Here is a 20128-nt window from a genome sequence, read left to right on the forward strand (position 1 = left end):
GGTCTGTTTTTTACATGTAATGCTTTCTGACTAGCAAGTTGATCCGCACTCAAGTAATTTGATGTGGATTACACCATTAACAACACATTGTGTCTGGCATAAAGCGTTAGTTACAACAGTGCTTACACCGCCAACTACTCCACCTACTGTAGATCCTACGCCTGTAACTACGCCACCAACGATAGTACCTACACCGCCTACTACTCCACCAACTACTCCTCCTAGTCCACCTAGAAGTCCGCCGATTGGATCTAGTAATCCGTTACCTGAAATAGCTTTTAATTCGTTTCTGTCCAATTTTTTTAAGTTTTTCATAACTATAATTTTATATGATTATTACATCACGAATATATGAATAATAATAATGAAATTGCAAATTATTTTAAATAAATTAATTATATGTTTATATTATTTAATATTTCATTAATATAAATACAAATAATTGATAATATTATTTTCACTTATATGTGATTGATTTTCTAAAAGTTAAAAAGCATAACTCAATTTGTGGAATTTAGAGTTATTATTTTTGCATTAAATGTTAATTATTGATATTTATTTTTCAATGTGACTAAAACAGTTTCCAATGGTGCTGTAACAGGTAAAATGGATGACCTGAAATACCTGGATTTCCTAGTTTTAGATAAAAAATAAAAAAACATCAATGAAATTTGTATTCTTATCGGGTAAAACCCACTTGGGTTGATTGATAAAGGAATCAAATTTTGTATTTTTGCTGACATACTTATATCAATGTCAGTTTTTTCAAATAATATACGCTTTTTAAGAGCCAGGAGAAAGCTCTCCCAGCAAAATGTAGCCGATGAACTCATGATTTCAAGAGTCCGGTATTCAAAATATGAAAACGGAATTTCGGAGCCTCCTATCGAACTGCTTGTAAAAATTTCAAAATATTTCCATGTGAGTATTGATCTTATGCTTTCAGTAGATATTGAGAAGCATCCGATAGATGAAATGTTAAAGCTTCCGGATAACAGAATCGTTCTTCCGGTTGCAGTGGATACTCATGGAAATGATACCATAGAAATTATTCCTCAGAAGGCATCAATGGGATATCTGGAAGGTTATAGCGATATAGAATACATCGAAAGTCTTCAGCGTATTGCTCTTCCTTTTCTTACCAATGGTAAATACAGGGCTTTTCCTGCGGATGGTGATTCTATGCCTCCTTTCAGAAGCGGATCTTATATTGTAGGAAAATATGTAGAAGGAATCAATGAACTGAAACAGGGTAAAACCTATGTTTTTGTTACTTTAAATGACGGAATTACCTACAAACGTTTTAAAGAAAGAAAGGAAAATGCAATTTGTGTAAGTGCTGATAATTCATTTTATGAGCCTTATGATATCCCTTTTGAAGAAGTAGTGGAAATCTGGCAATATGCTTCAGGAATTTTCCCGGAAGATTTCGAGCCGGGTGATTATGAGAGCTACAACTTTAAAGAGATGTTCCGTGAACTGAGACAGGATATCAGGGATCTTGACAAAAAGGTTTCAGGCCGCCGCCGCAAACAATCTTAATAGTTAAAATAGATATCATATAAAGACTCCTGGTTTATTCCGGGAGTTTTTTATATATGAACTTCAGTTATCAGGGATGATCCGAAAGTTCAATCCAAACCGGAGCGTGATCGCTGCTTTTTTCCCAACCCCGTACATGTGTGTCTACTCCACCGGAAACCAGTCTGGGCTGTAGATAAGGACTTAATAAAATATGATCAAGCCTCATTCCTGCATTGCGGTCGTAGGCTTTGTATAAATAATCCCAGAATGTATAGATTTTCTCATCAGGATAAAGACTTCGCAGAGAATCCAGCCAGCCTTTTTTCTGGAGTTCTTTAAATGCTTTTCTTACTTCTGTTCTGTATAAGGCATCATTTTCCCAGCGCTCAGGTTTATAAACATCAACAGGTTCCGGAATAATATTGAAATCGCCGATAAGGATGGCGGGAAGTTCCATTTTGATAAGCTGGTTGGTTCGTCTCTTAAAACGTTTCAGCCAAGACAATTTATAATCAAATTTAGGTCCCGGATAAGGATTTCCATTGGGAAGATACAGGCAGCAGATGACCATTTGATCTATAATCGCTTCTATATATCGGCTTTGAACATCTTCTGCGTTACCTGGCAAAGATCTTTGTACTTCAGTTATTTCTTTATTTTTGGCCAATATGGCTACTCCGTTCCAGCTTTTCTGCCCTTTCCATATCGCCTGATATCCTGCTTTATTGATTTCCTGTATAGGGAAACGCTCCTGTGGGGTCTTTAGCTCCTGAAGGCAGACGATGTCTGGTGAAGCTTCCTTCAGCCACTTCAGTAAAACAGGAAGCCGGCCATTGATTCCGTTAACATTATAGGTTGCTATTTTCATGAGGAAGGTTTTTAGAAAATCAATTATTTTCAATTACGACAATAATTATTCCATCATAAATATCTGTTATTTGATATTTTGTGGAAGAATAATCTTAAAAAGATAAGTTTTGGTGAATAATCTCTGGGTAGAGAGATAAAAGTTCAATATATTTGTGATAAAGATGTAGCTCATTAATAATAAACTTCGATGAAAAGATATCCGACCTTTTTATTAGCATTACTTTTTCCCATTACCATGTATAGCCAGCAGAATCTTACTGCTGATGAATTGTTTGTTAAAGCCCGCACCACTGCTTTTGAACAGAAAGATTATACTACATCTATTGCCCTGGCAAAAGAGGCGCTGGTAAAAGCTCCCAATTATACCGATATTTCTGTTTTTTTGGGAAGATTATATACCTGGAATAAAGATATTGAAGCGGCAAGAGCTGTGTTTGAAGATCTTGGAAAAAGAGAGGTTCAGGATGAAGATTATTTCCTGGCGTATGCTTCACTCGAATACTGGAATGATCAGAATACAAAGGCAATTGAAATTATAGATAAAGGACTTTCTTATCATTCAAAATCTGAGGCATTACTGCTGCTAAAGGCAAAAGTATATTTTGGAATGGATAATTATGAAGAAGCTGACAAAGCGGTAACCACTCTATTATCTATTAATCCCAAAAATACAGAAGCGAGGGCTCTTGCAGTAAGAATCAAGGATCTGTCTTCTAAAAATGCTATTGGAATTATTTACAACTATTCCCATTTTGACAAGCAGTTTGATGATGACTGGCATATTGTGGGAGTAAGTTACAAAAGAATTACATCTATTGGTTCTGTAATCCTTCGTGGCAATTATGCCAATAAGTTTGCACAAGGCGGAACACAGATTGAGCTGGAAGCGTATCCAAGACTTTCCAAAATGTTCTATTTGTATGTTGGCGGAGGATATTCTGATGATGTAGGTCTGTTTCCGAAATACCGTACCGGAGTTTCCCTGAATGCCAATCTTCCTCATAGTTTTGAGGCAGAGCTGGGTTACCGTCAGCTTCATTTCAGCAACAATATCTGGATGTATACTGCGGCTGTAGGAAAATATTATAAAAATTTCTGGTTCAACCTTCGTACTTATATTACACCTGACAATAAAAATATTTCACATTCTTATACCGGAACGGTGAGATATTACACAAAAGGCGCTCAGGATTATGTTGCCTTTCAGATCGGAACCGGGATAAGCCCGGAAGAATACCGAAATAACCTTCTGGAAAATGAAACCTTTAAGCTTAAAACCTTTAAAATAGGTGCTGAGTATAATTTCTCTTACCGTTCTGTCAATCTTTTTTCTTTAGGAACCATGTATTATAACCAGGAATTCCGTCCTGGTGAGAGAGGAAATCAGTTTGACATTACTTTAGGTTACACCCGGAAGTTTTAAAACTTTGACCTTGTTTTTTTCTTAAAATTAACCATTACCGAATCCGGCATCAGTTTCTTTGTGGAATAAAACCGGACATTCATGCTTTTATACTGATTGAACCGGGTATTGATCTTGTTCAGGGATGCTGCATCATTGGAATTATCTTCCTCCATGTTCTTAAGGGTGAAAAGCTGCCCGTCATGGATATAATATTTCTCAGAAACAAAATCGATAAGCTGGTTTTTACTTTGCATCATAGGGATTCCGGCCTTGCTGATTTCAGAATCTGCTGAAAAGCCACGTCCTACCCATGTAACGGTAGAAGGTGTTTTGATTTGATAATTATTTCTGTAGTACGCCAGAATCGAAGGCGCAATATCAAAATGACTTACCGTTTTATAGAATCGCTTTGATTCTTTTAATAACGGAGAATAGATTAATAATGGCACATGGAATCTGTCAATTTTAGACTGTAATGTAATTTCAGGCATACTGTGATCTCCTGTAATGATGAAAATGGTGTTTTTGAAGTCCGGTCGTTTGCTGTAATTTTCAAAGAAATCTTTCATTGCATCATCTGCATTCAATACCGAAATGAGCTGATTTTTGTGGGCAGATGCCCATTTTTTCTGTTCAGGAGTTAAAATTCCTGAATTAAGCCTTTGATTGTACAGCTTTTCATAATAATCCTTATTGTTGATTAAAAAAGGATTATGGGTTGAAAGCGTAAGTATCATATTGAAATACGGTTGATTCTGTGGTTTCTGCTGCTGTTGCATTTTACTTAAAACAGCCTGATCTTCATATCCCCAGCTCTCCCCGTTGTTGGCAGGAAGTTTACTGTAAGGACTGCTGAAGGAAGCCTGGTCAATAATATGATCTACTCCGCTGTATTCCAGAAACTCACGGTAGCGGTCAAATGATGCATGACCTCCGTAATAAAATCCTGTTTCAAAACCGTTTGCTTTAAGGATATTATAAAGATTGAAATTCTCCGGTGTTTTTTCTATTTCAAGAAAGCCGTTCTTTCCGAAAGGAAGAGATCCTGTTAATGACGGTAATGCTCCGAATGTTCTTCCTGCTGAGCTTAAACTGTTTTCCCAATACAATCCTTTATGGGACAGTGAATCAAGATAAGGAGTGAAGTTTCCGATATATCCTTTTGGGGAAGTATACGCATGTCCGAAACCTTCCATCACAAGAAAAACAAGATTGGGAACTTTCTCAGATCGATTAAAGTAAGAACCTAAAAAATCCGGTGTGTTTTCTTTTCTCCAGAACGGATAGTTTTTATCAATCATTTCTGCATTGGCAGTAAAATCTTCATTATCACTCAGCAATTCAGTGAGTTCCGGATGGTCGCTGATAAAATTGTCTTTATTGGATTTAAAAAAATAAGCCCATTTACTTTTTGCTGCATTTTGATTAAACTCACTTTCGGAACTCAAAATCTTTGCTCCCACTACATTGGAAGGAATAAAAAATGCTGTTAACCCGAAAATCAATAGTATTATTCCCGGATAGATTGATTTTAAAGCTCCTTTTCCTGCAATCCACAAAGGAATCAAGGATCCCACGATTAAAATTCCCAGCAATGCAAAGTTTTTGAAGTTCAGCATTCCGCTTGCCTGCAAAATCTGCTTCATCTCTTCTTTGCTGTAGTATAAAAGGTCGGCACCCAAAACATTTCGGGTTTCAGAAAAATACAGGAACAAAATATATTGAGTAACTGCTACAATAACCAGGGTGATTATTCCCAGAATTTTTGCCCATCCTTCTTTAACAAAATTAATAATCAGATATATAATTCCGACACAGAATGTCAGTTGAAGCGCAAATAAAATGTTTTCTAAGAAAAGATGACCAATAATGGCTGATGTTTCAAATTTTGGAAAAGTATATTTGTACCACAGTGATTCTGCGGTTATTCCTAATAAAAATAAGGCAAAGAAAGCCAATGCCAGCATTCCCCATTTTTTAAGTCCTGCCTGAAGAATGGCATATATCCTTTCTTTCAGCGGTAAATGCTGTGTGCTTTGGTTGAAGCCCTGTCTTGTCATTTCGCCCCAGCCATGGGATTTTTTGAAATAATCTATAAATCCGTTAACGCCTGCTTTTACGACAATAGGATGAAAATAAAAAGGTTCGGAAAAAGCGGTAAAAATTAGTCTAAGGAAGTCTTTCCTTTTGGTATAAACCTGATGGCTGACAAGATCCACCAATATCGCATAGATGGAATAGAGGAATCCCATTGAGATGACGAGGGCAAACAAGATCAGAAAGAAGGGCCAGTTGATAATCCCAAGCAATAAAAAGATGATAAAGATAATATACCCTGAAAATTCGATGAGCGGCCCCAGAAATTCAAAGAAGAACCAGTAAGGAAGACTGATCATTCCTAATTTTTTATATTTCGGATTGAACATGAGTTTTCTGTGTTTCCACAGAGTTTCCATGGTTCCGCGCATCCATCGGTTTCGTTGTTTTCTGAGAATATCTTTGGATTCCGGAACTTCTGTCCAGCATAAAGGATCCGGAATGGTAAGTACTTCGTAAGGCTCATTCTTTTCCTCCATATACTTTCTCATTCTTACCACCAGCTCCATGTCCTCTCCCACTGTGTTTTTATCATAGCCACCGCAGGCCAGTACAATTTTCCGGTCAAAGACTCCAAAAGCCCCGGAGATCAGGATCAGTCCTGATGCTCTGGACCATGCCATACGTCCCAGTACAAAAGCCCGGATATATTCCAATGCCTGTGTTCTTCCCAAAAGAGATTTGGGCATATTGACACTTACTACTTTTCCGTTTTCAATGACACAGTTGTTGGCCAGACGAATCACTCCACCGCAGGCAATAAACTTTTTATCAGTCTGCTCCAGCATTGGTTTTGCGAGTTTTAAAATCGAATCCTGCTCGAGAATACAGTCAACATCAATACAGACCAGATAGTCTCCGGAAGAAATATTGACTCCAACATTTAAGGCATCGGCTTTTCCTCCGTTTTCTTTATCAACAACAATCAGTTTTTTGAAGGCCGGATTTTTACTTTTATAAACTCCTCTTACCGCATTGGTTTCAATTTTTCCCTGAATAAAATAAGCTACAGACTCAAGTTCGTAAGCCTCAATCAGCTTTTGCATGGAATCATCTTTACTTCCGTCATTTACAATGATAATTTCCAGATTATGATAGTAAAGAGATAACAGTGAACGTACATTTTCTACAATGGTCATTCCTTCATTATATGCCGGAGCTATAACGCTGAATACCGGAGCATTGGGATTGGCCGCAATAATGCTGTAGTCTGTAAATGTATTTTCTTTTTTATAACGTAATACAGCGCCAAGCGCATAAATTCCTATCCAGCCATAGATAAGGGCTACTGCTGTTCCGTAAATCAGAAACAGCCAGATAACAACTTCATAGATGATGTGTGAGAATTCTAACATGCTTTTTCCTGTAATGCGTATTTAATAATTTGAATTAATTCTTCAGGAGAGGTTTCCTTTTGGGATATCTCTTTCAGTAATTCCTGTTTCTCCAATGCACATAAAGCTTCTGCTGCATATACTTTTATCCCTGAATCCGGATTTTCCAATAACTGATCTTTCAGAAAATCCGTACTGTATTGGTCTTTTGACTTTTTCATGACTTTGAGAATCTCTTTCTGTACTTCAGCTGGCTGATGGGGATAGATTTCCATAAGATCAGCGATTGTTGAAGAATTTTCCAGCGATAATAAAGTTTGCACCGCCTGAATCCGTACATCAGCAGATGGATGATTCAACAAATCAGTCACTGTTGGATAAAGTGATAATATCTGAAATTTTCTTAAGAGTTTAAGGGTAAAAATAACTACGGATTCATTAGAGCTTTCCATCCAGCTTTTAATGCTGTCTCGGGAATTCTCCGGAATATGTGTTACGGAAATAAGCAGACGAAGCTGCTGCCATTCTGATATTTTGGAGGAAATGCTGTTCAGGAAATGAAGACCTTCGAATCCTTTAAAGTTAACCATTGCATATTGCGCCTCCTGATACACCTGAGCTGAAGGATGGGTTAAAAATGTAGAAATTTTTGGCAACGCTTCCTGTACGTGCATGGCGGTAAGTTCCTGTATTCCTCCTGCAATAATATGTTCCTTCTTTTGATTGAGTTTTTTCAATGCTTCTTCCTGAAGGCCATATTCATGAAATAAATCTTTAAGTTTATTCTGTGCTGCTCCGGAAAATTTTTTCTCGGATTCTGCCAGTTTCTGAAGAAACAGATTTCTGAATGAAGCACTACCAGATGCTGTTGAAAAATTAGTGTCTGCAGCCAATTCTTCTTCACCATATACAATCACTTCTGAGATCTTTTTATTGATCACCTCAGACCATCTTAAAACCCGGATAGATTCTCTGTACTGATAAAAGCTGTAGATCAGTACAACGATGATCAGTAAAAGTACTAAAGATAGCATTCCCAGGAAAACAAGAAAAAGAAAATGCACAGAAGTGGTGAGAAACATGGCTGTAGTTTATTTTGAAGAAAATCTTTTTATTCTTAATATCAATTCATTGGGACTGAATGGCTTTACAATAAAATCGGCTGCGCCCAAATCGAATGCATTCAATACTACTTCCTCCTGCCCCATACTGGAAAGCATGATTACCGGTATCTGCTTGCCCATGGTTTTAATGGCAGAAAGTATTTCAATTCCGGAGGCAAAAGGCATCATAATATCAGTGATAGCCAGATCTACCTCTCTCGTTTTAAGGGTTTCAATAGCGTCTTTCCCGTTTCGGGTCAGGATCACTTCGTGCCCTTCTTTTAATAATTTGTGTTCAATCGTTTTTAGAATCAGTTCGTCGTCTTCGGCGATTAGAATCAGCATAATTTTGGTTTTTTATTGTATTAAATTTTTAATTAATTGTAATCCTTTTGTTATTTCCCGGATCATTTCTTTTTCCATGGAGATAAAATCTATGTCGGGTTCCGCTTTACTCTCCCAGCTGGCCGCATTTTTTGTAAGCGTTACCAATCCTGCTGTTCCTGCTGTTCCTTTGAGCTTATGAAGGATCAGTTTCAGATTGGGACTGTCTTTTTCAGCTGCGCTTTTTTTAATATCTTCTTCAGCCTGAGTAAGCTGTTGCATGACAAGATCCAGGAATATTTTTCTAAAATCTTCATCATCATCACCTATCTGTTCGTTCAGAAGATTTATATCAAGATCATTTTCTGTATCTGTGGTATTCTCGTCCGGAACATTATTCTCCTCTGGAATATTATTTTCACCAGGAATGTATTTTTTCAGTATTTCCAGCAGATCATTTTGTCTTAAAGGTTTAGGAAGGAAGTCATTCATCCCGGAATCCAGACACTTTTCCTTCTCTCCCAACACATTACCGGCAGTGACGCCAATAATTGGGATATCAGAATATTCCGGAAGCAAACGGATTTGTTTTGTAGCTTCAATACCATCCATTACCGGCATCTGGACATCCATTAAAATGATATTGAATTTTTTTCCCTGACAAAGCTGCCATGCCTGGAGCCCATCCGTAGCTTCTGTAAGCTCCGCATCAGGAATCAATGAACCTATCATTTTATGGTTGAGAACCATGTTAACCGGATTATCGTCCACGAGTAAAACCTGTGGTGACTGCATCAAAAAGCAAGATTCGGTTTCCTGCTGTGAAATGCTGGTTACGTCTTTTTCCGTATTTTTCACAGCCCGGCTTAATGTTTTATAGAGTTCTTCTGATTTAATAGGTTTTAACAGGAAGTATGAATCGCTTTCCTGACGGAAATAATTAATCACATCATGTTCTTCAGATGAGGTATGAAGGATAATCAAAGGTGAGGATTCATTCTGCTGATTAAACAGGTCTTTGATTTTTTCTATGGTTTCCAGCCCGGAAATAATTGGCATATGGTAATCCATCAGGATAACATCAAAGCGTTCTCCCGCAAGTAAGATCTGAAGCGCCTCCATTCCATTGGCAGCCAGCTTTGAATCTATATTTTTATAAGCCAGCATGTGCTGAATAATAATCCTGTTGGCTTCATTGTCATCTACGATAAGAACCTTATTGATTGGCAGCTCTTCATCTTCATGACGGTCGGACATTTCATAAGGAACCTCTATATCAAAATAGAAGACAGAACCTTTATGAAGTTCGCTTACCAATGACAAGCTGCTTCCCATATATTTCAGAATATTATTGGAGATGGTCAATCCGAGACCTGTTCCTCCATAGCGTTTGCTGATCGAGCTGTTTTCCTGGGTAAAGGCATCGAAAATATGCTGCTGTTTTTCCTTAGGAATACCAATTCCGGTGTCTCTTACGGAAAATCTCAGGGTGATATTTTTGCTGTCCAGATTCAGTTTTTCTACTTTAAGTTCTATTTCTCCCTGTTCTGTAAATTTTACGGCATTTCCAAGAAGATTGATCAAAATCTGTTTCAGCCTTGATTCATCCAGCCAGATTGTTTCAGGAAGTCCCGGTTCTATATTCAGCAGCAATTCTATATTTTTTTTCTGCGACTGGTAAAGGATAACATTGATTACCTGACTTACCATGTCGTAAATATTGGCTTTTTCCACAATAAGATCCATTTTTCCGGATTCTACCTTAGAAAAATCAAGGATGTCATTGATGATATTCAACAGATTTTCTCCTGATTCATTAATATAGTGGAGATATTGAGTCTGTATCTCGTTCAATGGAGTTTTTAAAAGAAGGTCGGAAAAACCGATTACCCCGTTCAGCGGAGTCCGGATTTCATGGCTCATGTTGGCCAGGAATTCAGTTTTTGCTTTACTGGCAATATCTGCCATTTTCTTGGCATTTTTCAGTTCTCTGTTGATTCTTACTGAGGCTGTAATATTCTGGGCAGAAACAATAATTCCTCCTATAACATGATTGGAAAGATACCATGGTGTCACCTCTACGCTGTAATGCTGAATGATTTCTTTACCAGGAATTTCTATGGCCATGTCTTCATTCTTATAGGCCTTTCCGGCCAGTGCATCCTGATATATTTTTATTCTTTCATCCGGTACATTGGGCGATATCTTAAACATATTTTCACCAATAAGCCTGATGTCATTCATCTGAAACTCATCTTTCCAGCTTCTGCTTACAGAAACATAATTGAGATCTTTGTCAAACATGGCTACTGTAGCAGGTACGTATTTTACAAAAGATTGCAGCATAGCCTCTTTCCTGGCCAGCTCAAGGTAGATATTTTTGAAGGTATCAATATTCTGAATGATTCCATAGACTCTGGTGCATACTCCATCCTCAAATTCCGGGATCCCTTTTACCCTTACCCAGATCATCACGCCGTCATTCTGTATAAGCTGTAATTCTTCATCGTAGGGAACGCCTTCTTTTACAGCCTTTTCGAATAAAAATTCCAGCTTTTCCCTACTTTTTTCACTGTAAAAGCCCAGTGCATTTTCAAAATCGGGCTGGAAATCTCTATCTATTTTATGGATTTCCCTGGTAGACTGTGACCAAAAAACGGTATTGTTTTTCAGGTTGACTTCCCATCCACCCACCTGTGCCACAGCACTTGTCTGTTCCAGCATCTTTTTGGTTTGAACAAGGTCTTTTTCCAAACTTACTCTTTCAGTAACATTCAGGGCAGTACTTACCACATAAGGATTTCCTTCTTTGTTGATTTCCACAAGATTGTGATACATCCAGATCATTTCTTCACCTCCTTTTGTTTTCAGGATCATGGTTCCGAAATCTTCCTCGTTTTTATTGATTCTTTCGAGATATTGCTCGAGAAGGTGCCAGTTTTTTTGGGGAACAAGGTCTCTTAAATTCAATCTTTCTACTTCTTCGGAAGAATATTGCAGGGTTTCTCTTCCTTTTTCATTGACAGCAATGATATTACCTTCCATATCATGCATACTCATCAATCCTATGGCGTTTTCGAAGAAGCTTCTGAAGCGGCGTTCAGAGCTTTCCAGTTTAACCTTTTCTTCTATACGCTGGGTGATATTGATTCCGAAACAAAAAATCTCCGAGTGATTTTGATTGAGCTTTAAATACCATTCAATAATGATGGTTTGAGTATCATCTATCTTTGTTGAAGTCGTAAATGTAACTTCTTCATTGGTATCGGGAAGATTTTTGGAAAGCATTTGCAGCTGAGAATTGTGATTCCCTATCAGATCCATGAAATTCTGATTAATAACCTCTGCTTTATCTAATTGAAACACTCTCTCGAAAGTCGGATTCACATCCTTCAGCACAAAATCCTTATCCAGAACACAGATCAGATTATTGGAAATGGTAAAAGTCTGCTGAAAATACTCAGCCTGGAGATTTTTCCTTTTTCCCATGAGAACTTTTGTGACTGCTTCTCCTATTTTTTTCAGAGTTGAAATCTGATCATCTGTAATTGTTTTAGGTTTGTAGTCGATAACACAGAGTGTTCCTAATACAAATCCCTCATCATCAATCAGGGGAACTCCCGCATAAAACCGGATTCCACCTGCCAGAATAATTGCATTATCAGAAGATCTTTCGTCTAATAAAGTATCGTTGATAATAACAATATCACCACTGGCGATAGAGTATTGACATACAGTATTCTTCCGGTCTACAAAATCAAGAGCAAGCCCCACACAGCTTTGGATAGTCTGGGTTTCGCTTTCCATCATGGCAATAAGCCCTGCCGGGCAGTCTGTCACCAGACACGCTGTTTCTGCGAAAATATCTAACTGGGGGTCTTTTTCAAGGTTTAAAAGACCAAAATACTCCAGTTTCTTCATTCGGCTTTCTTCATTCGCAGGAATTGGATACTTCTTCATATATTATATCAACAATTAGAGACTTTTCTTTTTTGATTATTAAAAAATGATAATCAAGGCCTTAAAGTTTATATTTTAAATATTTTTAAGCGCTTTAAATTATTATTTTAATAAGTAAACCAAATTACAAAATAATTTTGTATTGTATTGCAGTAAATTTGTTAATAAAGCTATATGTGTATTTATTTTAAATTAGCTTACGTGAATTCTGTATTTATATTGAAATAACGAGCATTATGAAAATAAAAGCACCATAAGTGAATATGGTACTTAAAAGATGAATCGGGATGAATATAAGATATTGATTGTGTGTTTTCTTAAGGCCTGAGGATTGATTTAGAAAAAAGTCCATTCCCTGAAAATACGGAAATGGACTCACCACTTATCATCATCCAAATCACAACTATACTATGAACAGGGAAGCAATGGCTTGTGCATCGCTACCGCTTAAAATTTCGTCGTAGGCTGCAGAACCTGCTGCGGCACCAAATAAAGTTCCGGTATTATAACCTGCCTGGTTGGTATTTTCTTCTCCTGCATAAACCGGATTGGTGGCGGAGGGCATACTTCCTCCGTTGGCAAGCTCAATCCATCCTTTATTCGCTCGCATTCTTCTTACCTGTGAGGCATGTCTGGCTTCAACGGAGTGAATCTGTAACGCTGCCTGCAGAACCACTTTGTTGGACATCACATTTCCTGCCTGCCCTTTGTAAGCTCTCACTCCGGTATCTTCAAAAGCCTGCGCAAGGATAAGAAACTGGTTATAATCTGTAAAAGGCATAAAGTTTCCGCCGGCTGTAAAGTCAAAAATAGGTTTATTTCCGGGAGTTGTTCCTAAAGAAGTCAGTGTACTTTTCAAAAAACTTACATGAGCCGATTCATGCTTCGAAATCTGCATAAAAACAGTTCGGTCTCCATTGGGAATCAGTCCCGGGGTTGACAAACCTATGCTGTAATATTCATTTTCAAGATATTCCAGTACCAGCGCTAGTTGTAAAGCATCTGTAAGTGTACTTTTTAAAGCAGTACCTGTTAATGCTGTTTTGGTAGTTTCTGCTTTGGCAGGAGTGGCCATCATAGCACCCAAACCAAGGGGTACAGCTGCTGTAGCTGCTTTTTTCCCGAATAATGAAATATCAGTAATCGTTTCTAATCTTGATGCTTCCTTGGTGAAAAATTTATCATCAGAAAGTTTATCCAGTAATCTAAGAATATTCATAATGTGAGTTTTTAGGGTGATGTTTAGTTGATTCCTCTTTCTTTCCAGGTAAATGGTGTTTTGATAAATGCTCCGGCAGCCATTACGATATCTTTCGGCTCTTTGGCAAGATCAAGTCCGTTGGCGTCGATTACATCATCTCCTGAAAAATCTGCAGATCCGGGATTGATTAAATTTCTGATGGCAGAAGCATGTCTGGCTTCCACAGAAACTATTTTACCGGCAATAACGAGATAAGCCGGATTGGAAATGTATTTTCCTGCTCCATTGTAAGCTGCAACACCGGTATCTTCCAGTGCCTTTGCTGTAGCCAGTACTGAATTTCTATCATTAAAATTCACATTCGGATACTGGAATTCAAGCTTGGGAAGCACATGATCTGTAGCACCACTAATGGCAACTTTGAAAAAATCCCTGTGAATCACCTCATGATGATAGAGGTCTGTAAAAATCTCTTTTTCAATACTGGAAATTCCTGTATAAAAATTGTTGACCACTTTTGTATAAAAATCTGCTTCAAGCTGTTCCAAAGCATAGGCATAATTTAATACCCCTACATCTCCGGTTCCAAGATCGTACTTTGATTCTTCTATAATCTGGAAGTCATCATCATCATTACATCCGATGATGGTAAGGCCTGCAATAGCCAATCCTACTCCACTTAGTTTTAAAAAGCTTCTTCTGCTGGTATCAAGGGTTGCACCCTGATTAGAAACCTGAATTGTTTTTTTCATAGTATTTATTTTTAGTGTTGGATAAATAAGAGATAAAAACAGCACATTGGAATATGCTGTCTGAAATCTTAGAATTTGTTATGGCATCAATACTGTATCGATTACATGAATCACTCCATTAGACTGGTTCACATCAGCAATCGTTACTTTGGCGCTGTTTCCTTTTGCGTCTTTTATGTAAAGATTTTTACCTTTTGTCCAGAATGTAAGATCTTCACCCTGTACAGTTTTCATCATGCTTTTTCCGTTTCCTGCTTTTACAGCGGCCCATATTTCTTTAGCGCTATATCTTCCCGGAAGAACATGATAGGTTAAAATAGAAGTAAGCATCGCTTTATTTTCAGGTTTTACAAGGTTTTCTACGGTACCTTTCGGAAGTTTGGCAAAGGCTGCATCTGTAGGTGCCAATACTGTAAAAGGTCCCGCACCCTGTAATGTTTCTACCAGGCCGGCAGCTTTTACCGCAGCGACAAGGGTTTTGTGATCCTTTGAGTTGACTGCATTTTCAATAATGTTCTTAGAAGGATACATAGGAGCTCCCCCTACCATTACTGTTTTTTCTTTCATCGTTTGTGCAGTTACCTTCCCACTGAATGCAAATGATAGAGCTACCATTGCTAGAACTGTGATTTTTGATTGTGTGTTCATTGTAGTTATTTTTTTGTTAATTATATTTAATTCGTGCTTTTAATGTCATTTACGAGGTTGGTTTTATTTTAGATTGAAAAAAAAGTAAATTTATTTTAATGTATTGATTTTTAGTTTGTTAATTTTATCCCCGTAGTAATTTTATAATACTTTCGAATTTTAAAAACCGTTTTTTAAACCAATTCTGAGGTACAATAATGATATTCTCAACAGGATTATTCTATAGCTTTATAGGTAGAATTTCTGATATTGAATATTTTTCAATGATTTATATAAAATTGTGTACGAAATAAAAGATGTGTTAGATTTTATTGTCTATGTGTTTTATTTTATTACATTTGGAAAGAAAAAATAAAAGCTATTAAAACAACCTATTCTGAAGAGGAGCTTATCGTTTTATTGAAAGAGAAAAACGAAACTGGTTTTCATTATCTGTATGACCACTATTCCGGTGCGTTGTACGGGATTATTCTTCGGATCGTTCAGTCTAAGGAATATACCGAAGAAGTGATTCAGGATGTTTTTGTTAAAATATGGAATTCTATCCATCAGTATGATGCTTCTAAAGGGAGGTTTTATACTTGGATCATCAATATTGCCAGGAATACAGCCATTGATTATTTAAAATCAAAAGCTTTCCAGAATGAGCTTAAAAACCAAGCACTTCCGGATTTCGTATATAATACTGCAGAGCTTTCAACGACTAACCATTCTTCCGATTATATCGGATTTAACAACGTGCTGGAAGGTCTGGAAACAGACAAACAGGAGCTCATCAACCTTGCTTATTACCAGGGATATACCCAACATGAAATATCAGAAAAACTGAAGATACCGCTGGGAACGGTAAAAACGAAAATGCGGAATGCGCTGATGAAATTAAAGGATTTGCTAAAAGATTATCAATAAATTGAACACTAAAGAATACATATCATCCGGAATTATAGAATCTTATATTCTTGGCCATGCTTCTCCCGAGGAAGCAGGGATTTTGGAGTGTGTGATGAAGAATAATGCTGAAGTAAAAGAAGCTTTTGAAGAAGCACAGAAGACTTTGGAACATCTTGCTACAGCTCAGGCTGTAACACCTCCAAGTGATTTGAAATCGAAGATCTGGAACAAAATTCAGCAGGAACAGGTGGTTGAAGAAATAACTCCTGTTCTTCCGGCAGTTCTTCCTGAAGTAAAAAGAGAAACAGAAAATACTACAGAAAGAAATGATTTCAGGAAAAATACACCCTGGAAAACATATGCCATAGCAGCTTCTGTATTGTTCCTCGTAAGTGTTGCCGGAAATGTATTCTGGATGAACAGCCAGTCTGCCAGTCAAAAAGAAATAGCTTTAATGATAGCTGATAAAAAGCAGAAGGATCAGGCTATGGAAAAAATGAACCGAAAGATGGATATGCTTTCCAATCCCGATATGCAGATGGTTATGCTGAAGGGCGTAGAGAAGCACACAGACGCCAAAGCAATGGTTTTCTGGGATAAAAAAACAAAAGAAGTGTATCTGAATGCGGAAAAACTTCCTAAAGCTCCCGAAGGAATGCAGTATCAGCTCTGGGCCATAGAAGATGGAAAACCGGTAAATGCCGGAATGTACACTGAAGATAAAGACAGCAAAATTGCTTTGGCCAATATTCCCAAAGCGCAGGCTTTTGCCATTACACTTGAAAAAGCAGGTGGAAGTAATGTTCCTACTATGGAAAATATGTTTGTAATGGGGGAAATCTAAACCCCTGTTGATACAAAACAAGGCGGACACAATCAATCCGCCTCGTATCTCCCAAATAATTAAATATGAAAAAATATGAATGTCTAAACCAGACAGGCCTTCAGCATCAGATCGTGAAGGTCTGTATTTTTAATAAACGGCTGTAAAAGTTCATTTCCGGGGCCGTAAGCAGCGACTTCCACGTAATCTCCGGAATGATCCATGCTGATCCATCCTACGGAATTTCTGCTTTTCTGAATTTCTGAATACAGTTTAAAAGGCAGTTTCTTGTAATTATAAAGTCCCGCTTCCTCTTTTTCAAGACCGTTGTAGAAACTTAGCATATGCTTAGCTTCATCGTCACTCAGAGTAATCTTGTTGCTCTCATAAATCCAGTCTTTAATGTCTTTTACCGAATCATCTTTGTTAATCTTATTCAGAATGTATTCATTGGTGTATTTGTATTCTGAAATGCTGTTAAAATGTGTAGTAGCCTCTGCTCCGTAAATAGTTCCCGGATTAGCATTTCCATGGTCTGTAGTGATGATGACTAAAGTATTTCCGTCTTTTTCGGCAAAATCCATGACTGTTTTTACCGCTTCATCAAATGCCAGCTGATCATGGATGAGTGCCGCTACGTCATTGGCATGGGCAGACCAGTCTACTTTTCCGGCCTCGATCTGAAGGACAAAACCTTCGGAATGATCTTTCATCTGACGGATAGCAGTACCGGCCATTTCAGCAAGAGTGGGTGTATTTTTATATTCCGGAAGATGCGTTCTGTCGATGCTGTAAGGCAACGCTCCTGTATTGAAAATACCTAGCAGCTTCTCCCCTTCATTGACATCTTTCAGATCATTTTGTGTTTTCAGAATTCTGTATCCTTTTTTGCTGTAAACAGAATAAAGGTCTTTTTTATCTTCTCTTTTGGCAGGATTAAAAAATTCGTCTCCACCACCTAACAGCACATCGAGTTCAAGCTCGGCGTACATTTCAGCAATTTGAGGTTCAGCATTTCTTTTCGAAGAATTTACACAGAATCCGGCAGGAGTAGCATGAGTAATGGTTACCGTAGTCACGCAGCCTGCTTTTTTTCCTGCTTTTTTATATTGCTGCCATATCGGAAGATGTTTCTCTCCGTTAGCTCCGATGTTTAAAACTCCGTTTTTCACTCTGATTCCCCCTCCAAAGGCTGAACTTGCGGCAGCAGAATCTGTCACAACAGAACTTGCTGAAGCGGTGTCCATCAAAGCACGGGTTACCTTTTTATCATGATACAGATTAAGCCAGTTGCTTCCTTTTCCTAAAATATTCCGTGAATAAAGATCTGCCATCGAAAGTGTTCCAAGGCTCATCCCGTCACTGATCATAAAAATAATATTCTTAGCTTTTCCTTTCCGGTGCAGTTCGGTGCTCTTTCCGAAGCTCCAGAGATCAGATGGCGATAAGGTCAATAATCCTGAAAGTATTGCAGATCCTTTTAGAAATTTTCTTCTGTCCATATTGTTTTTGAAATAATGCTGAAAGTTATCGTATTTAATTCTTTATCGTAACTTTGTTGCATTAATTAAAAGTTAATTTTAAATATTCTTTGGGAACGGATCCTCGAAACTTCGTTTCTTATCGAATTGTTCCTTTTCTTTTTCATTAATAAGACATTGCTGAAGATCTGCCAGCATCTGATCTTTGTCCAGATTCTGCCCGATAAATACCAGTTCATTGATCCTGTCACCCCAGTTTTTATCCCATCTGCTTTCTATAAACTTCTGATTGTCTGAAAATGATGAATACTGAATCCTGTGGCTCATCGGCATGCTGCACCACCAGACTCCTGCTTTTTCGAGCCTGAAAGAACCTCCTGCCTGAGAGAAATTCAATGCATCATCAGGTCTTGAAGCCAGCCAGAACAGACCTTTTGCTCTGATGGTTCCTTCCGGATAATGATGATTCAGATATTCCCAGAGTCTTATGGGATGGAAGGGCTTTTTATCTCTGAAAACCAGTGAACTTATTCCATATTCTTCAGTTTCCGGGGTGTGATGATCAGCCTGTAACTCTTTTTGCCAGCCAGCGGATGACTGTGCTTTATCGAAATCAAAAAGCTGTGTATTCAAAATCTTTTGAGGATCAATTTTTCCAAACTCCGATTGTAAAAGGGTCGCCTCCGGATTTAACTTCCTGATTGCTGCTTTTAAAAAGCCAAGTGTCTCAGTATCGATAAGATCTGTTTTGTTTAAAATAATCACGTTGGCAAATTCAATCTGATCAGTCAGAAGATTAACAATCGTTCTGTAGTCGCCTCCCATATCAGTAAGATCGCGGTCCATCAGTAGTTCATTAGATCCAAAATCTTTCATGAAATTGAAACAATCGACCACCGTTACCATTGTATCAACATAACTGAAACGGGAAAGATCTATTCCGCTCTCTTCATCAACATAGGTAAAGGTTTGAGCTACAGGAATCGGTTCACTGATTCCCGTACTTTCAATAAGGAGGTAATCAAAACGGTTTTCACTGGCAAGACGTTCTACTTCTACCATAAGATCTTCACGAAGTGTACAGCAGATGCATCCGTTACTCATTTCAACAAGCTTTTCTTCTGTTCTTGAAAGCGTGTTTTGATTTTCAACCAGGCGTGCGTCAATATTAATTTCACTCATATCGTTCACTATCACGGCTACTTTTAAACCTTGTTTGTTATGCAGAATATGATTCAATAATGTCGTTTTACCCGCTCCCAGAAATCCGCTGAGTACCGTTACAGGAAGTTTCTTAGTCATGTTTTAATGTTTATGATTTTTAAAGTTGATGATATGACCTGTAATCAAACCGATAGCTCCGATATAGATCAGAGGAAGATGAACTTCAAACAGAAAATCTGTCAATATAGAAATGAAAATAAGGCTTAATGATATCCAGAACTGAAACTTCAGCCACCGGTTTTCCATTTTCTTTGTTATTCTCAATACCACAATGGCTCCAATGAAAAGGAAAACCAGATCAATATAAGGATTATGGGAGATTCCCAATGGAACAATTAATAGCAGTGGAAAGACAATACAATGAATCAGGCATAAAACAGCAGCGGAGATTCCTACAGCATCAAGAATTTTTGATTTCATAATAGTATGGATTAATTTTCTTATTGTAACTTTGTTGCAAAAGTAGAAATAAAAATTCAAATAACGCAACT

The 20128-nt window shown here is 37.7% G+C and carries 16 protein-coding genes; 4 read left to right on the forward strand and 12 right to left on the reverse strand.

Annotated features, from left to right (window positions below; all coding sequences use genetic code 11):
- Positions 1–30: 30 nt before the first annotated feature.
- Positions 31–315 carry a bacteriocin-like protein gene (locus tag AB1278_RS11800; protein ID WP_002979306.1) on the reverse strand — a complete coding sequence of 95 codons (285 nt, stop codon included), beginning with the start codon at positions 313–315 and terminating at the stop codon, positions 31–33.
- Between the two features lie 438 nt (positions 316–753).
- Between AB1278_RS11800 and AB1278_RS11805 the strand changes: the two genes are divergently transcribed.
- The gene (locus AB1278_RS11805) at positions 754–1542 is read left to right on the forward strand and encodes an XRE family transcriptional regulator (RefSeq protein WP_202840564.1); all 789 of its coding nucleotides are present in this window, start codon (positions 754–756) and stop codon (positions 1540–1542) included.
- A 70-nt stretch (positions 1543–1612) separates the two neighbouring features.
- Here the strand turns inward: AB1278_RS11805 and xth are convergent, their stop codons facing one another.
- On the reverse strand, positions 1613–2392 hold the full coding sequence (gene xth / locus AB1278_RS11810) for an exodeoxyribonuclease III (RefSeq protein ID WP_429814476.1): 780 nt from the start codon (positions 2390–2392) through the stop codon (positions 1613–1615).
- Between the two features lie 189 nt (positions 2393–2581).
- Between xth and AB1278_RS11815 the strand changes: the two genes are divergently transcribed.
- A complete protein-coding gene (locus AB1278_RS11815) occupies positions 2582–3817 on the forward strand; it encodes a YaiO family outer membrane beta-barrel protein (protein ID WP_429814479.1) in 1236 nt (411 codons plus the stop codon).
- On the opposite strand, the gene AB1278_RS11820 is transcribed toward AB1278_RS11815, so the two are convergent.
- The 7 genes from AB1278_RS11820 to AB1278_RS11850 form a co-directional block, all read right to left on the reverse strand.
- Positions 3814–7251, reverse strand: coding sequence for a sulfatase-like hydrolase/transferase (locus tag AB1278_RS11820; RefSeq protein ID WP_429814482.1), 3438 nt, complete (start codon positions 7249–7251; stop codon positions 3814–3816). The genes AB1278_RS11815 and AB1278_RS11820 overlap by 4 nt on opposite strands.
- Positions 7245–8312: a HEAT repeat domain-containing protein gene (locus tag AB1278_RS11825; protein WP_343641654.1), complete on the reverse strand. Its 1068-nt coding sequence runs from the start codon at positions 8310–8312 to the stop codon at positions 7245–7247. The genes AB1278_RS11820 and AB1278_RS11825 overlap by 7 nt, the downstream gene beginning before the upstream one ends.
- Before the next feature lie 9 nt (positions 8313–8321).
- The gene (locus AB1278_RS11830; protein ID WP_110011584.1) at positions 8322–8678 is read right to left on the reverse strand and encodes a response regulator transcription factor; all 357 of its coding nucleotides are present in this window, start codon (positions 8676–8678) and stop codon (positions 8322–8324) included.
- Positions 8679–8690: 12 nt separating this feature from the next.
- A complete protein-coding gene (locus tag AB1278_RS11835) occupies positions 8691–12617 on the reverse strand; it encodes a response regulator (protein WP_429814486.1) in 3927 nt (1308 codons plus the stop codon).
- A 403-nt stretch (positions 12618–13020) separates the two neighbouring features.
- A complete protein-coding gene (locus AB1278_RS11840) occupies positions 13021–13836 on the reverse strand; it encodes a ferritin-like domain-containing protein (RefSeq protein ID WP_137904970.1) in 816 nt (271 codons plus the stop codon).
- 23 nt (positions 13837–13859) lie between these two features.
- Positions 13860–14570, reverse strand: a complete 711-nt coding sequence (locus AB1278_RS11845; RefSeq protein WP_110011587.1) for a ferritin-like domain-containing protein — start codon at positions 14568–14570, stop codon at positions 13860–13862.
- Positions 14571–14648: 78 nt separating this feature from the next.
- Positions 14649–15218 (reverse strand): fasciclin domain-containing protein, encoded by a 570-nt coding sequence (locus tag AB1278_RS11850; protein ID WP_110011588.1) that lies wholly within the window; start codon positions 15216–15218, stop codon positions 14649–14651.
- Between the two features lie 399 nt (positions 15219–15617).
- Here AB1278_RS11850 and AB1278_RS11855 point away from each other — a divergent pair, with 399 nt between their 5' ends.
- Positions 15618–16127 carry an RNA polymerase sigma factor gene (locus tag AB1278_RS11855; RefSeq protein ID WP_395973674.1) on the forward strand — a complete coding sequence of 170 codons (510 nt, stop codon included), beginning with the start codon at positions 15618–15620 and terminating at the stop codon, positions 16125–16127.
- A gap of 1 nt (position 16128) precedes the next feature.
- Positions 16129–16953, forward strand: a complete 825-nt coding sequence (locus AB1278_RS11860) for an anti-sigma factor (RefSeq protein ID WP_395973672.1) — start codon at positions 16129–16131, stop codon at positions 16951–16953.
- 83 nt (positions 16954–17036) lie between these two features.
- Here the strand turns inward: AB1278_RS11860 and AB1278_RS11865 are convergent, their stop codons facing one another.
- The 3 genes from AB1278_RS11865 to AB1278_RS11875 all read right to left on the reverse strand — a co-directional run bounded on the left by AB1278_RS11865 (position 17037) and on the right by AB1278_RS11875 (position 20057).
- Positions 17037–18434, reverse strand: coding sequence for an alkaline phosphatase (locus AB1278_RS11865; protein WP_429814492.1), 1398 nt, complete (start codon positions 18432–18434; stop codon positions 17037–17039).
- A gap of 78 nt (positions 18435–18512) precedes the next feature.
- Positions 18513–19715, reverse strand: a complete 1203-nt coding sequence (locus AB1278_RS11870; protein WP_429814495.1) for a GTP-binding protein — start codon at positions 19713–19715, stop codon at positions 18513–18515.
- Positions 19716–19718: 3 nt separating this feature from the next.
- Positions 19719–20057: a MerC domain-containing protein gene (locus AB1278_RS11875; RefSeq protein WP_429814498.1), complete on the reverse strand. Its 339-nt coding sequence runs from the start codon at positions 20055–20057 to the stop codon at positions 19719–19721.
- Positions 20058–20128 lie beyond the last annotated feature (71 nt).

The sequence above is a fragment of the Chryseobacterium sp. NRRL B-14798 genome, from assembly GCF_050470705.1.
In the GTDB taxonomy this organism is placed as follows: domain Bacteria; phylum Bacteroidota; class Bacteroidia; order Flavobacteriales; family Weeksellaceae; genus Chryseobacterium; species Chryseobacterium cupriresistens.